This window comes from Ruegeria sp. BI7, from assembly GCF_056537925.1.
Genome location: NZ_JBQFSK010000013.1, coordinates 91,666 through 105,191, shown reverse-complemented (window position 1 = coordinate 105,191; position 13,526 = coordinate 91,666). Strand labels below are relative to the sequence as shown.

Genomic DNA, 13,526 nt, shown 5'->3' with positions numbered 1-13,526 from the left:
ACAGCGGGACCACCCAGCCTGACAGCGGGACCACCCAGCCCGACAGCGGGACCACCCAGCCTGACAGCGGGACCACCCAGCCTGACAGCGGGACCACCCAGCCTGACAGCGGGACCACCCAGCCTGATAGCGGGACCACCCAGCCTGATAGTGGTCTGGGTTCAGGGATGATCTTCGACGACTTTGTTCTGGATATTGCGGCATTGCTCAGCGACGACCGGATCCAACTGAAAGGGGACGCGACCGTCGCGAACACCGGGTCTGGCCAGGTTATACAGTTCGACGGCAATGACGATTACGTAAATATGGGTCGGCTTGAAGAGTTCGCATCTTCCAGTCAGCTTGGGTTTACGGTCGAATTCGCCCGGGATGAGGCCGATGGAAGCACACAACGCCTTGTCTGGAACCACAAGAAAATCGGTCTGGTTCTCAAAGATGATGGATTGGTTGTGAATGTCGCTAATAATGATGCCAAGTTCCATAAAGGCTTCAAAGCAAAGGACATCGGCCTGAACGACCTCGACAAGCACGAGATCACCGTTCTGGTGGATGAAGATGCGGATCGCTTGCAAGTGCTTGTTGATGATCAGATTGTCATTGATGAAACTGGCGTGGATTTCGACTTCTCCAGTGCACCCAATCGGGATTGGACGCTTGGATCCCAGTGGGGTAGCGATATTGATGGCGAGGTCAGTGCATTTGCGATCGATGATGATGTTCAGTTTGTCAATACGACGGTTCTGGATGACACTCTGATTGCCTGATGCCAGTGCGTGCAACAATGGGCACGCGACACAAATTTGGACGGGGCGCAAAAACTGCGCCCCGCCTTTGTTTTCCGCATCTGGTTTTTTGCGGTTTTTTTAAACATAACGCTATGCAGGTTCTGTATCGTGTTTATGGTTTCGATTTATGATTTTATCTGACCGTTATCGTTTTATTTTCATTCACATCCCAAAATGCGCCGGGACATCGGTGCGAAACGCCGTTTTACCCTTTCATGATGCTGATAGCCGATTTCTGAAAACCGTAGAGCATCATCCGGAACTGGGTGAGATCGACTTTCGACATTTGCCGTTGTCATTGCTGCGTGAGCTGGATCACGAAGCGTTCGATAAGCTTGAGAGTTACGAAAGCTACGCGCTTTTGCGCGATCCGTTTCAAAGGTTCCGGTCCGCCATGGCTCAACGGGCCAAGATGTATCTGGGCAAGGAGTTCGCGCAGCTCGATGACAAAGATATCCGTGATGAGATCGGTAAGGTCATCACCTATCTTCAGTCAGAACCAGCGGTGATCGCGCCGGATTATGTCCATTTTGCCCGGCAATCCATTTTCGTTGAGACAGACGGCAGGCGCATGGTCAGGAACCTATACCCTGTCGAACGCATGGATTGTTTCGTTTCTGACCTGGCGCGTCATATCGGCACCGATACGCTGGAGATTGGGCATGCAAATCGCACTACGGTATTTCGCTATCAAGGTCTGAGCCGCGTCATGTATGCGGGAAGCGCCGTTGCCAGGCGGGTTTTGCCCGGTCCTATCTATGAAAAGATGCGCGTCTCAGCCCGGAAAATATTAATGAAACCAAATACCTCGTCTGTACCTTCCGTTTTTGATGAGCCCGACGTTCGGGGGTTTGTGCAGGACTATTATGCCGCAGACATTGCTTTGCACCGAAAAGCGCTTGAGGGTGTTGTTGCATAATCACACCCGATTCCGGTCCAGACTCGACCATATAAAAAACCGGTATAATCATGGCATTCATCAAAAGTGATTTTTTCTGTGAGCTGTATGCGGGATAACAGTCAGACAGGAATATATCTGCTAACATGCGCGCAAAGTGGTGGTGAGTTCCATTGGCGGTATCGACAGCTACAAGAAGGGATTTACAGACGACGGGTGGGAGCACCGGGCGTACATCCCGACCGTTTGTCGTGCCTTTGCTGTTTATGGGCTTCATACTCCCGCTCTATTTTGAAATCGCGGGTCTGCAGCTCAGTGGTTATCGCATTGTTCTGCTGGTTTTCTTTTTTCCGGCCATAGTCCGCTGGCTTGATGGTTCGGGCAAGTATTACGCGCCGGATTTTCTTGTCTTGGGCTATGCGCTGTGGGCAGCGTTGGCGATCTTTTATCACCATGCCCTGTGGAGGTGGGAATATATCGGCATCTCGTTCATTGAGACGATCAGTCCGTATTTCATCGCACGCTGGATGATACGGGATGAGCACGCATTTCGTGCCTTCGTCCGTTGGATTTTTATCGCGGTGCTGCTCATGCTGCCGTTCAGCGTCTATCAGTTTGTTGCTGACAAATCTCTGATACTCGAATGGTTCGGCAAGATCGGTAGCGTTTATAACGTCGTGCAAGAGGAACCGAGGCTGGGCTTTTACCGGGCGCAGGGGTCGATGCCGCACCCGATCCTGTTCGGTGTATTCTGTAGTGTTGCATTCTCTTTGGTCTGGTATGTCTTGGGATATGGCAGGGGGTTCACCTACAAGGTTAGCCGGGCCGGGTGCGTCTTGCTCGCCGTTTTTGTCTCCTTGTCGTCAGGGGCCTGGCTGGCGGTCGCCGTTCAGATGGCGCTAATGACCTGGAAGACTGTATTCGCGTTCCTCCAGAGAAAGTGGAACCTGTTGCTGTATATCTTTGCGGGGATGTATATTTTCGTTGAGATTTTTGCGAACCGGCCGCCGGTTCAAATTTTTGCGGCGTATTTGACGATTAAGAAATCGACAGCGTTCAACAGGATCCGCATTTTCACCTTTTCCTCTGATGACATCCTGAACAATCCAATATTTGGGATTGGGTTCAACGAATGGTCGCGCCCGCGTTGGATGGTTGGAAGCGTCGACAATTTCTGGCTGGTCGCCGCTTTGCGCTATGGATTGCCGTCGCTGATTTTCATCGTCGCCGCCATTGTAATGATTTACGTGATTTTGGGGCGTGCTCAGTTGTCCAGCAAATTGCAGAGCTACCGGCTGGGGTACCTTTTCTCTCTGTCAGGATTTTGTGTCGCAGCCATCACAGTGCATGTCTGGGACGCCACACTGTGTCTTTTGATGTTCCTGATGGGCGCGGGGCTTTGGATGGCTGATGCCAAGGAAGAAAGCGAACAGCCGCAGGCCGAAGCGAAACAGCGCCGCACACGGCGGATAAGATATACGCGGTTCGGTCCTGAAGGAACGTAAGCAGACAAGAGTTGGCAGCGCATTGTGCTGCACGTTCGGTGAGAAGGGTACAAGGAAGTCGACAGGTGTCAGTTCAGCAAAGCAAGATCACGACAGATGCCGGGATTGGCCGAAAACCGAAGCGGTCGGAGTTGCAGAAAAAACTGACTCAGGTTCCCATTTCATTCCGTAAAAATTACGGGCTTTTGAAAAACCCTGAATTTTGGCAGGTGGTGCCTCTTCTACTGGCGTGCAGGATGCGTGCGCGAGGATCAGAGCAAGAACAGCCCAAAATATTTGTCGGCACGCATCACAAGGCCATGACCACCTATTTCAAGGCCGTGCTCAAGCTCCTGGCATTTGGGTTGAAAGCCCGGTTCGAAGATATTTCAAAAGACGCGCCGCAACCGAAGACCAGAGTTTTTCTGTCGACGCATAGCCGGACGCCCTGGTCTGAAATCGGACCATACCGGGGAATACATATCATGCGAGACCCGCGGGATATGATCGTATCTTCCTATCACTATCACCTGTGGACGAATGAGCTTTGGGCCCATGTCCCGGATGAAAGTGGGCGGACATATCAGGAAAAGCTTCAGGCGGTGGACAAGACCGAAGGTCTGTTCATGACAATCCGTCATTTCATCTTTTTCAGTCGCGAAACGCTTGAGACCTGGGATCTGGATGACCCGGATATTCTCGAGGTCTCGTATGACGATCTGATGGGGGATAAGCGTGATGAGCTATATTCGGAGATATTCAGTTTCCTCGGACTGACCGGAAAAGAACATGAACTGGGCGTCCGTTTGATGCGCTTGTTCGAGGCCGGAAAGCGCAGCAAGGTTTCTGCCACGAAAATCAATGAACGCGCCCATATCCGCAGCGGTCGTAGCGGGCAGTGGAAAGACGAACTGGAACCCGAGCATCTGGCCTATATCGAACAGGAGTTGGGGCACATTCTGGAGAAATTTGGATATGCCCGATCATCTGCCGCAGGATCGGAGGGCGCTCTCTGAGGGTTGCTTATCGCAGAGGCAGAAGCTGCTTTCTGATCATGCCAACTGCGCGGCGCAGGCGTCTGGCGGCAGGCATCTGGCCCGCAAGTATCGCGTCAATCTCAGCCGGTGTCATATCCCCGCGCAGGGACGTGCGCGGGCGCAGAAAGGCGGTGTCGCTCATATACCCGGTATCGCTGGAAAATGCCGTCCTGTAGCCATTGCGGCGCAGGGCGCGCAGGACGCGTGCGTTGTAGCGGCCGAAGGGTATTCCCGCTTTGGTCACCGGACCACCGCACAGCTCCTGCAACACATCGCGTGATTGAGTCAGTTCCTGCTCAAGCGTTTCGGCTTCTAACTCGCTCCAGGCGACATGCGCGATCCCGTGGCTGCCAATATCCATTCCGGCAGACAGCAGCACTTTGACTTGATCGCGGGTCAGGGACCCCGGCTCGTCCAGCCGTCCTGTCAGAACAAAGAACGTCGCGGTTAGCCCCCGTTGTGTCAGGGCGGGCAGGGCGATCTCGTAATCCGAGAGGTTGCCGTCATCGAAGGTCAGAAGATAGGTCGACGGATCGGAGCTTTCCGCAACCCGATCCAGAACTTCAATAAACTGAGCCTCAGACAACCAGTACGGCGCTTCGCCGTCTTCAAGGTCGCGTGCCGGGGGGGCAATGCCGTGGAAGTTGAGACCAATCAGACGTGCCATGTCAGGATTTCAGCTTTCTGTGCAGAGTTTCGGCAAGATTGATTAGCCCCGCCCCAAGCCCGTTTGGCTGGGCTTCATAAGGACCGGCAGCAGTTGTGTCCGAGCCGCCCGTTCGCAGCTTGAAACGGGTGACGCTTGGGTTTGCTTCCTGATCGATGCCACCCAGATCAAAACATTTCACTCCTCGTTCGCGGCAATACAGCATGGCCTGCCACATCAGGTAATGCCCGGCATTGAGCCGCCGCCCGGCCTCGCTGGTGGCACCAAACAGATAGGTGGCGTTTGGGCCGGACACCCCAATCGTCATCGCGCCGATATCCTCGCCGTTCTTGCGCGCAATCAGAACGTCATGGTCAAAATCCGGGCCCGACAGCGCGTAGTAGAATTCCGGAGGAATATCGGGCTGAAACCCTTTGGCATCCCGCACCTGTTCGTAGAGATTGGAAAAGCGCCCTGAAAGGTCGGTTATTGGACCTGTTTCAAGTTCGAGACCCGCCTTCAGCGCATTACGCAGAGGATTGCGCCATTTGCCGTGCAGCGCACGCATCAGGCTGTCATCCTGTTGATCCGGGGCGATCAGCACGGTGCGATAGGATGCTGCCCTTTCGGTTGGTGTGAAACCTGCTTGTTTGGTTACATCTTCTGATGGCGCGATCTGCACGGGAAACCGCAGGCGCAGGACATGTCCGGCGGAACGTGCATAGTCGCGCAACTTTGACAGAACTGCGCCAATCATCTCGGGTTCAGGTTCGGGTTGAGATGAGTTGTGTGTCAGCGGACCCGCCGCAATCCAGGCGATGCCGCGGTTCAGGACCGGGATCTTCTTGATCCTGAGGCAGGCCGCTGCAACAGGTTTGTCCTGTGCATCGTATAGGACCACAAATTCTGCGGTGGCGCCGATGCGGTGGGCGGCAGCCTGCGCGTAAGTCAGGCTCTGCTCATAGGTGAGGTCATCGAACATGCCACTGATGCCGGACCATTTCTCGGGCGCGACCTGGCGCAGAGAGAGCGCTTTCTGTTCCATCAGACTATCATCTTGGTTGCCGCCCCCCGGAGCATATCATCCAGGCGGGTTTCTTCGTTGTCATCAAGGGGTCTGGACGGGCTCAGGGTAAAGCGTTCTGGAACCGGGTCCTGGTGCAGCGCCAGAGCGGGAACGTTGTGCTCGGACAGAAAGCGGGCCACGTCGGATAGGATGCTCTCAGGTGTCGCGCAAAGGGTTGCGTAATCTATTATGAAATGCCGGTCCGCTCCGACCTGGGCACAATCGCGGGCGATATCCTCGGTTACCCCCACAACCTGACGACAGGCCCGTTCGATATCTGTGTCGCCCCCTGCATTTGACGGGCGCACGGACCACCATTCATCTCGATCAGCCTCGGGCCCTTTGTTGCGGCGCTGCGCGCGGACAATGGATCTGGCGGTCTCTTTGGCGTCGCGCTGGACCTCCAGAAACAGGCAGCCGGGGAACAAGGCGTCAAGCAGCCGCACACGGTTCGAGTGCATCACGTTCTTATTGATGAAAGGCGCTGCGGACAGGTTTGACATTCCGGCGAGAGTCGATCGGATTTCATCCACCGGCAGTTCCACAATTTTGCTCTCGTTCACCCATGGACCATCTTCGAGCCAACGCTGCCAGATCCATCCGCCTTCGTTTGGGGCGGCCCAGCCCGAAATATGGCCATAGTCGCTTTGATAGGCCGGTTTGTGTCGCGAGATGAAGGATCGGCCGAGCTTGGTGGCCGCCAAAGGCGTCTTATAAAACCGGTGCGCCAAATTGGTGAAACAGGCGAACGCGAACTGTGTCGCCATGAGTTCATAAAACAGCGATGTGCCAGAGCGGGGCGCGCCCAGAATGAAAATGTGGGGCCATTTTGCCTCGGGCTGACGCTTCAGCATCTGTGCTTCCAGCGGAGCAAGAACAGTATGCACCGTGCCGCGCAAGGCAGATTTGGCTAGAGCCTTCATGTCGCCATGCCGATGTCGGATTGCGGGGGGATCTGTCCCTGTGGTTGCTTGAACAGGGCTCTGAACAAGAACGCCAGCCGCGCGCGCCAGGCCTGGCCCCCCTCATGACCGGGCCGGATCAGGCTGATGGGCAGAAACCAGATGGCGCGCAGCAGATCTGCTAGCACCATAAGCGCGGTTCCCAGCCACGCGATTATAGGGCCCCGTGTAAAGCGCAGGAAAAGGATGTGCCCTTTGGCGATCTCGACGGATTTCCACGGTGATGTCTGACCGGTTGATACAGCGCCGTAATGCATAAGACGAACGTCAGGATTGTAGCGCACTTTCAGACCGGCTTGTCGGACCCGCCAGCACCATTCGGACTCTTCGCTATACATGAAAAAGCGGTCATCCATCATGCCGACCTTCTCAATGATTTCCCGTGAAACCATCATGAAACATCCGGCGACAACCTCAACATCCTGTACCGTGTCGCGCGCCAGAGAGGCATAACGCTGATCTCCGAAAAGCCGGCTGCGGCGCAGGATACGGTTTGGAATCACGAGACCCCAGAACAGTTTGCTTAGCGAGACTTCGCGGAACAGGGTTGGCTGCTGCGTACCGTTTTCAAGCGACACATGCCCGCCCAGAATGCCGATATTCGGGTTTTTTTTCATATACGAGACTGCACGCTCAAGCGTACCATCGTAAACCAGTGCATCTGGATTGAGGACCAGCAGATAGCGCCCCCGGGCACGCCGGATGCCTATATTGTTCCCCCACGCGTACCCCCCATTATGTCCGGCATCCAGAACCGTTATATGTGGGAACGCTGCGCGCAGCGCCTCGACACTGCCATCCTGTGAATGGTTGTCGACTACGATCACCTCCAGATCCAGATTGCCCGGATGGTCCAGAACCGACTGTACAGCCTTCGATGTCACGTCAGCGGTCCTGTAGTTCACGATGATGACGCTGAGGTCGATCCGAAGTGCAGAGGCCGGTTTCACAGTGTCCACCAAGACTCGATGAAATGTCTGCGGCAGAGGCCCCGCACTGCGGCGTCTATGCTTTCGGGGCCTGGCTCCGCGTATCTGTCTGCCGTGGGCATACAAGTGCGAAGCTGCAAAGAACTACCGGTACAAAACAACGTTATGATTCCATTGTGCCATGTTTTTTGGCGTTCGGATTAAGAACGCGGGTGCGTATTTTTTTTGCCAGTTTAAGCACCAGGCTTTCAAAACCTTCGGGGCGTTTGACAAGATACCACAGTAAAAAATGTGTTCCCGTATATGTAAACGCGCCAATCAGCACTTTGACAGCAAATCGGTAGCGCAGCAGCGGCAGATCATCGAGCGTGTTGAACGCCCAGCCAATCTGGTCCTGATTGCCAATCGCGCTGTCGACGAAAAATACAGCGGCGATCATGACCAGTGTAGACACAATCGATCGCCAGGCGACGGTTATCGGCCCAAAGAATGTGCGCGTTCCATATCGCTTGGCAATAAGCAGTGTCGTGAAAATGGCGGCTGTGCTGGCTGCGCCTGCTGCGGCCAATGCCCCCATAAAGTTGAACTGCACACCGACCATCATCAGCAGGCAGACGAGGATCAGAAGGAAAAAGTTTCTGATAAACAGAAGTTTGGTCGACCCTTCAACATAGGAGGCCGAGCGGACATTTTCTTGTAGTGTTTCCAGCGCTTTGAGCGGCGCCAAAACCCATATGACCTGTGCCGCACCCAGCCATTGCCAGCCGATCACGACAATCACCAGATAGTTGGCAACCAGCGCCATTCCGACTGAAATCGGCAATACAATTGCCAAAAGCAGTTCGTTCAACCGGTTGAACGCTTCATCTTGTCGGTCAGAATTGCGGGAAATATCCGCAAGCCCCGGGTAAAGCACACGCTGCAGGGGGGCAAACAACTGCGTTGTGACAAGAGTGCTCAACCGGTTTCCCAATCGGAACACACCGGCATCGGAAAGCCCCAGGGTTGCGCCAATGATAAGCTGCGGCATGTTCTTCGAGAAGAACTGAGCGATCTGCGCGCCAGTGGACCAGACAGAAAACGAAAAACAATCATGCCAGCGTTTCAATGACAGGCGCATGGTCATTGGCGCCATGCTGAATGTCCATATGCTGCGCGTCGTGAGTGCACAGAAATTGGCGGCGATGATTGCCCAGAAGTCACGCCAAATCAAAGCCATGCTGATAGCGATGATGGCATAGACAACCCGGCTTATTGTCTCTTCCCCGGCGGCGTAAATAAAGCGTAGCTTACGTTCAAAAAGGATGAAGCGGGGACTTCTCAGGGCGATGACCAGGGACAGCACACAAAGAACTGGGGCAAGCTGTGTCAGTTCAGGCAATCCGATAAGCGGAAACAGAGGCCTAGTGGTGTAAAAGAGCAGCGCCGCGGCAATGCCAAGGATTATCTGAAACGTGAAAACCGTGCTGAGATGATCCTGGGTAACGTCGTCAATCCGAATGAGGACCATCGAAATTTGTCGCTGCATCATTTCCAGAAAGGCTGTTGCGATCAGGAAATAGGCAGCGATGCCAAAATCGGTGGGCGACAACAGGCGGGCGATCACGATCAGGGTGATCAATCCGAGCACCTGTCGAAACAGGCTGGAAGCCAGCAATGTGGTTGCACCCACCGCAAGAGCGGATGTGCGGGAAGATGTACTTTTACCCAGAGCAGGATCCGACGGCTGCTTCAAGATATTAACCTTCTAAACTCACAACAAACGACGCATTTCTGCGTTAATGTTTCCAAATCCGCGATCCGTTGAGGAGTCCTGAGACGTGTAGGAGCGCGATTCTGGCTTTCTGTCCGGACGATTGATAGTTGCCCGCATAGTGCTATTTTGTATGCGCCTCGCGACGGTTTTGTTTCATTTTATCAGAGTATACTCGTATCTCGTACCAGTAGATTGAATTCTGTTTCAAAGTGTAATCTCAATTGGTGCCATGAATTGGACACCAAATGCAGAAAGAAGCCAAGCGCGACGGTTTGTATGTCTTTGGTCGCGGTCAGGCAGAGAATTGAGTGCTGAGTTTTAGAGCGGTATTGCGGTATGAAAATTGCGATTTTTGGTTTGGGATATGTGGGCTTCACGGCAGCGTGCTGTCTGACCCGCGAAAGGCACGAGGTGATCGGCATCGACGTGAACGCCGATAAAGTCGCCGAAATCAATGCAGGCCTACCCCCGATCAAGGAACCGAAAGTGGCCGAGCTGCTGACCGAGGCCCTCAGCAAGAACCTGATACATGCAGTGGTGGAAATACCGGACCTGTCCGATGTGGATCTGGCCATTGTCTGTGTCGGCACGCCCAGCTCGACCGACGGGTCGCATAACATGGATTTTGTGGCCGAGGTGACGCGCCAGATTGCCGAGACCGTGTCGCCTGACCGGGTGCGACCGCTGACGGTGGCGTACCGATCTACCTTTCGGCCCGGCACGGTGCGCCAACTGATTGAGCCGATCTTCCGGAACTTTCTGGGGGATCAGGCGGCGCGAGCCGTCGAAATCATCTATAACCCGGAATTCCTGCGTGAAGTCTCGGCGGTGGACGATTACTTCAACCCGCCCAAGATCGTGGTAGGGACTGCGGACGGGAACCGCTCGGCGGTGATGGATGCCCTGCACGAAAACCTGGATGCGCCGGTGTTCTACACCGCCTTTGAAGAGGCCGAGATTACCAAATTCGTCGACAATACTTGGCACGCGACCAAGGTGGCGTTCGCCAATGAGATCGGACGGATCTGCCACCGGATGGGGGTGTCGGCGAAAACCATGCATGAGATTTTCGTCTCGGACACCAAGCTCAACATCTCGACCTATTACACGCGTCCCGGGGGCGCGTTCGGGGGATCCTGCCTGCCCAAGGATGTCCGCGCGCTGCAGCATATCGCCAGTGAGGTCGGGGCCCATACGCATCTGATCGACAGCCTGTTGCAGACCAATCAGGCGCACAAGGCATATCAGGCGCAGGACATCATGGCCCGGTTGCCCGAAGGGGGCAGGGTGCTGATGGCGGGGCTGGCCTTCAAGGCCGGAACCGATGATTTGCGCGAAAGTCCCAATGTCGATATCGCCCGGCGGCTGCTGGACGCAGGCTATCAACTGTCGATCTATGATCCGGCCATCGAACCTGCTGATCTGCGGGGACAGAACCTGGGCTATGCCTTCACCCATTTGCCCAATGTGGGCAGCCTGCTGGTGAACCGAGCCACGGCCGAGGCCGGGCCCTGGGATCTGGTGATTGGATCGAACCGGATTATCAATGATCTGAACCTTGGCGATACAGAGGTGGTGCGGACCTATGAATATGACTAGCCCGCCGCCTGCCGTTCAACCGATCTCGTTTGAGGAACTGCGCCAGACCCAACCCCTGAAGGGGTTGAAAGCTCTGATCGTGGTCGAAAACCTGCCCGTGCCTTTCGACCGCCGGGTCTGGATGGAGGCGCGCACGCTGGCGGCCGCCGGCGCGCTGGTGTCGGTCATCTGCCCCACCGGCAAAGGCCATGAGGAACGCGTGTGGGAAGACGAGGGGATCAAGGTCTATCGCCACCCTCTGCCTTTGGATGCCAGCGGGGCACTGGGCTACCTGCTGGAATACGGCGCGGCGCTGTTCTGGGAAAGCTGGCTGGCGTTGCGGATCAAGCTGACGCGCGGTTTCCATGTCATCCATGGCTGCAACCCGCCCGATCTGATCTTTCTGGTGGCGCTGCCCTTCAAGCTGTTCGGCGTGCGCTATCTGTTCGATCACCACGATATCAACCCCGAGCTGTACGAGGCCAAGTTCGACAAACGTGGCTTCTTCTGGAAGCTGATGAAGACGTTCGAACGGCTGACCTTCGCCTCGGCCCGGGTGTCAATTGCGACCAATGAAAGCTATCGCAAGATCGCCATCGAACGCGGTGGCATGGCGCCCGAAGATGTGTTCGTCGTCCGTTCCGGTCCGGACCTGAGCCGTTTACAGCACCTGCCCCCGAACCCAGACTGGTGCAACGGGCGGAAGTATATGGTGGGCTATGTCGGCGTGATGGGTGATCAGGAGGGGATCGACCTACTGCTGGAGTCGGTGGCGCATCTGGTGCAGGTCCAGGGGCGCGACGATATCCAGTTCTGCCTTGTCGGCGGTGGTCCCAGTCTGGACAAACTGCGCCAGCAATCGGTGGATATGGGGCTGTCGGATTATGTCACCTTCACTGGCCGCGCACCGGATCATGACCTGTTCGAAGTTCTGTCGACCGCAGATGTCTGTGTGAACCCGGACCGGGTAAACGAGATGAACGACAAATCCACCATGAACAAAATCCTCGAATACATGGCGTTCGATAAACCGATCGTTCAGTTCGACGTGACCGAAGGGCGCTTCTCGGCGCAGGAGGCGTCTTTGTACGCGCGCGCCAACGATCCTGTGGATATGGCAAACAAGATCACCGAGCTGTTGGCGGATGAGGAACGTCGCGCCACCATGGGCCGTTACGGTCGCGCGCGGGTTGAGGCGGAAATGGCCTGGCCCCATCAGGTGCCCGCCCTGATCGCGGCCTATAAGCGGATCTGGAAGGGTTGGGGGGAGCCCTGATTATTTGGCGATTTGCTTGGCTTTGGCGCGCTTTGGGGCTTTGATCCGATGCCGCAGTTTCATGGCCGGAGCTTCAACCAGATGCCAGGAAAGAATGGCGCATATGAACGTGAAGGGAAGTGAGATGGCCATGTTTATGACGGGGGTCGTCACACCCGATTGCGCCACAAGCTGCTGGATGGGAAAGGCGTATATGTAAACGCCGTAGGAATAGTCGCCTAGCCGGTTGTAGTTCAGCAGCAGCGGGATTTTGGCATATCCGGCGAAGAATACCGCATAGGATAGGCTGACAGCGAAGACTGGCATAAACAGGGGTGTGAACCAGGCCACGACTGTTGCGGCTGTCACCCCTGCTAACACAACCCACGACAGGGGAATTTTGTCACGCCAGATATAGAACACCATTCCGGTAAGAAATGTCAGCCCAAGCTTTGCGAGTTGTTCGATACGCGTGTTCAGGTCCAGAACCATGGTCGCGGCATAGATGCACATGAACAAAAGTACCGCTCCAGCAAAGACCTTACGGTTTCTAAGCAGGCCAAGCAGGCCGCAAATAAAGACGCCGACATAACAGGTGACTTCATAGGACAGCGACCAGAGTGAGCCATTGATACCCGCACCGCCAGGGTTGGATTCGAACACGCCGGGCAAGGTGTATCTCAAGTCGAACAACAGCATGTTGCGGACGAAATATTCGCCCGTCTCGGCCCAGTACAAAGAAGGGGCAACGTTGGTCAGCACAAAACCGGCAACAAAAATGGTAACCCCAAGCACGACGGCAAGGGCGGGAAACAACCGCAAAACTCGGGCGATCAGGAATGAAGTCACCGATTGCTTCCGGTTAAAGCTGCGTGTGATGAAGAATCCTGAAATCGCGAAAAAGATCCAGACGCAGACCGTTCCCAGTGTCAGACCATGCAACAGGTTTTCAAGGGGCTGGGTAGCCGCTCGACCCAAGCTGATAGGATAAGCGTGCGAGACCAGCACACCGCTGGCCGCAAGAATGCGGATCAAGTTGAAGTTATTGTCGCGACCGTTCGAGCGGTCCGAAATGAACCTGACAGTCTCGTTGGGTGATATGCTCGCAGCGCTTTCTGTCATATATGGTT

At 55.3% G+C, this 13,526-nt stretch carries 12 protein-coding genes; 6 read left to right on the top strand and 6 right to left on the bottom strand.

Annotation, left to right across the window (positions count from 1 at the left end; genetic code table 11):
- From ACR0JB_RS20435 to ACR0JB_RS20420, 4 genes are all read left to right on the top strand, one after another.
- On the top strand, window positions 1-764 hold a 764-nt coding region (locus ACR0JB_RS20435; RefSeq protein WP_480790245.1), incomplete at its 5' end, for a hypothetical protein.
- Between the two features lie 148 nt (window positions 765-912).
- Window positions 913-1,704, top strand: a complete 792-nt coding sequence (locus ACR0JB_RS20430) for a sulfotransferase family 2 domain-containing protein (RefSeq protein ID WP_170399812.1) — start codon at window positions 913-915, stop codon at window positions 1,702-1,704.
- Window positions 1,705-1,934: 230 nt separating this feature from the next.
- Window positions 1,935-3,188, top strand: coding sequence for an O-antigen ligase family protein (locus ACR0JB_RS20425; protein WP_170399809.1), 1,254 nt, complete (start codon window positions 1,935-1,937; stop codon window positions 3,186-3,188).
- A gap of 38 nt (window positions 3,189-3,226) precedes the next feature.
- Window positions 3,227-4,183 carry a sulfotransferase domain-containing protein gene (locus ACR0JB_RS20420; protein ID WP_480785887.1) on the top strand — a complete coding sequence of 319 codons (957 nt, stop codon included), beginning with the start codon at window positions 3,227-3,229 and terminating at the stop codon, window positions 4,181-4,183.
- 7 nt (window positions 4,184-4,190) lie between these two features.
- On the opposite strand, the gene ACR0JB_RS20415 is transcribed toward ACR0JB_RS20420, so the two are convergent.
- The 5 genes from ACR0JB_RS20415 to ACR0JB_RS20395 all read right to left on the bottom strand — a co-directional run bounded on the left by ACR0JB_RS20415 (window position 4,191) and on the right by ACR0JB_RS20395 (window position 9,479).
- Window positions 4,191-4,871, bottom strand: a complete 681-nt coding sequence (locus tag ACR0JB_RS20415; protein ID WP_170399802.1) for a polysaccharide deacetylase family protein — start codon at window positions 4,869-4,871, stop codon at window positions 4,191-4,193.
- Window position 4,872: 1 nt separating this feature from the next.
- Entirely contained in the window at window positions 4,873-5,895 is a 1,023-nt protein-coding gene (locus tag ACR0JB_RS20410) for a lipid II:glycine glycyltransferase FemX (protein ID WP_170399799.1), read from the bottom strand.
- Window positions 5,895-6,839, bottom strand: a complete 945-nt coding sequence (locus ACR0JB_RS20405; protein WP_170399796.1) for a sulfotransferase — start codon at window positions 6,837-6,839, stop codon at window positions 5,895-5,897. The genes ACR0JB_RS20410 and ACR0JB_RS20405 overlap by 1 nt, the downstream gene beginning before the upstream one ends.
- Window positions 6,836-7,828 (bottom strand): glycosyltransferase family 2 protein, encoded by a 993-nt coding sequence (locus ACR0JB_RS20400; protein ID WP_170399793.1) that lies wholly within the window; start codon window positions 7,826-7,828, stop codon window positions 6,836-6,838. Before ACR0JB_RS20400 ends, ACR0JB_RS20405 begins: the two co-directional genes overlap by 4 nt.
- 142 nt (window positions 7,829-7,970) lie before the next feature.
- On the bottom strand, window positions 7,971-9,479 hold the full coding sequence (locus ACR0JB_RS20395; RefSeq protein WP_367648279.1) for an oligosaccharide flippase family protein: 1,509 nt from the start codon (window positions 9,477-9,479) through the stop codon (window positions 7,971-7,973).
- 420 nt (window positions 9,480-9,899) lie between these two features.
- Between ACR0JB_RS20395 and ACR0JB_RS20390 the strand changes: the two genes are divergently transcribed.
- Together ACR0JB_RS20390 and ACR0JB_RS20385 are read left to right on the top strand one after the other, a co-directional pair.
- Window positions 9,900-11,162: a nucleotide sugar dehydrogenase gene (locus ACR0JB_RS20390; RefSeq protein WP_170399787.1), complete on the top strand. Its 1,263-nt coding sequence runs from the start codon at window positions 9,900-9,902 to the stop codon at window positions 11,160-11,162.
- A complete protein-coding gene (locus ACR0JB_RS20385; RefSeq protein WP_254440555.1) occupies window positions 11,149-12,417 on the top strand; it encodes a glycosyltransferase family 4 protein in 1,269 nt (422 codons plus the stop codon). Before ACR0JB_RS20390 ends, ACR0JB_RS20385 begins: the two co-directional genes overlap by 14 nt.
- Here the strand turns inward: ACR0JB_RS20385 and ACR0JB_RS20380 are convergent, their stop codons facing one another.
- Entirely contained in the window at window positions 12,418-13,518 is a 1,101-nt protein-coding gene (locus tag ACR0JB_RS20380) for an acyltransferase family protein (protein WP_170399781.1), read from the bottom strand.
- Window positions 13,519-13,526: the final 8 nt, after the last annotated feature.

What these genes read in the sequence shown, in the direction of transcription:
- ACR0JB_RS20410 (WP_170399799.1), bottom strand. Translation starts at nt 5,895, where the DNA reads ATGGAACAGAAAGCGCTCTCTCTGCGCCAGGTCGCGCCCGAGAAATGG.
- ACR0JB_RS20385 (WP_254440555.1), top strand. Translation starts at nt 11,149, where the DNA reads ATGAATATGACTAGCCCGCCGCCTGCCGTTCAACCGATCTCGTTTGAG.
- ACR0JB_RS20380 (WP_170399781.1), bottom strand. Translation starts at nt 13,518, where the DNA reads ATGACAGAAAGCGCTGCGAGCATATCACCCAACGAGACTGTCAGGTTC.
- ACR0JB_RS20405 (WP_170399796.1), bottom strand. Translation starts at nt 6,839, where the DNA reads ATGAAGGCTCTAGCCAAATCTGCCTTGCGCGGCACGGTGCATACTGTT.
- ACR0JB_RS20430 (WP_170399812.1), top strand. Translation starts at nt 913, where the DNA reads ATGATTTTATCTGACCGTTATCGTTTTATTTTCATTCACATCCCAAAA.
- ACR0JB_RS20390 (WP_170399787.1), top strand. Translation starts at nt 9,900, where the DNA reads ATGAAAATTGCGATTTTTGGTTTGGGATATGTGGGCTTCACGGCAGCG.
- ACR0JB_RS20415 (WP_170399802.1), bottom strand. Translation starts at nt 4,871, where the DNA reads ATGGCACGTCTGATTGGTCTCAACTTCCACGGCATTGCCCCCCCGGCA.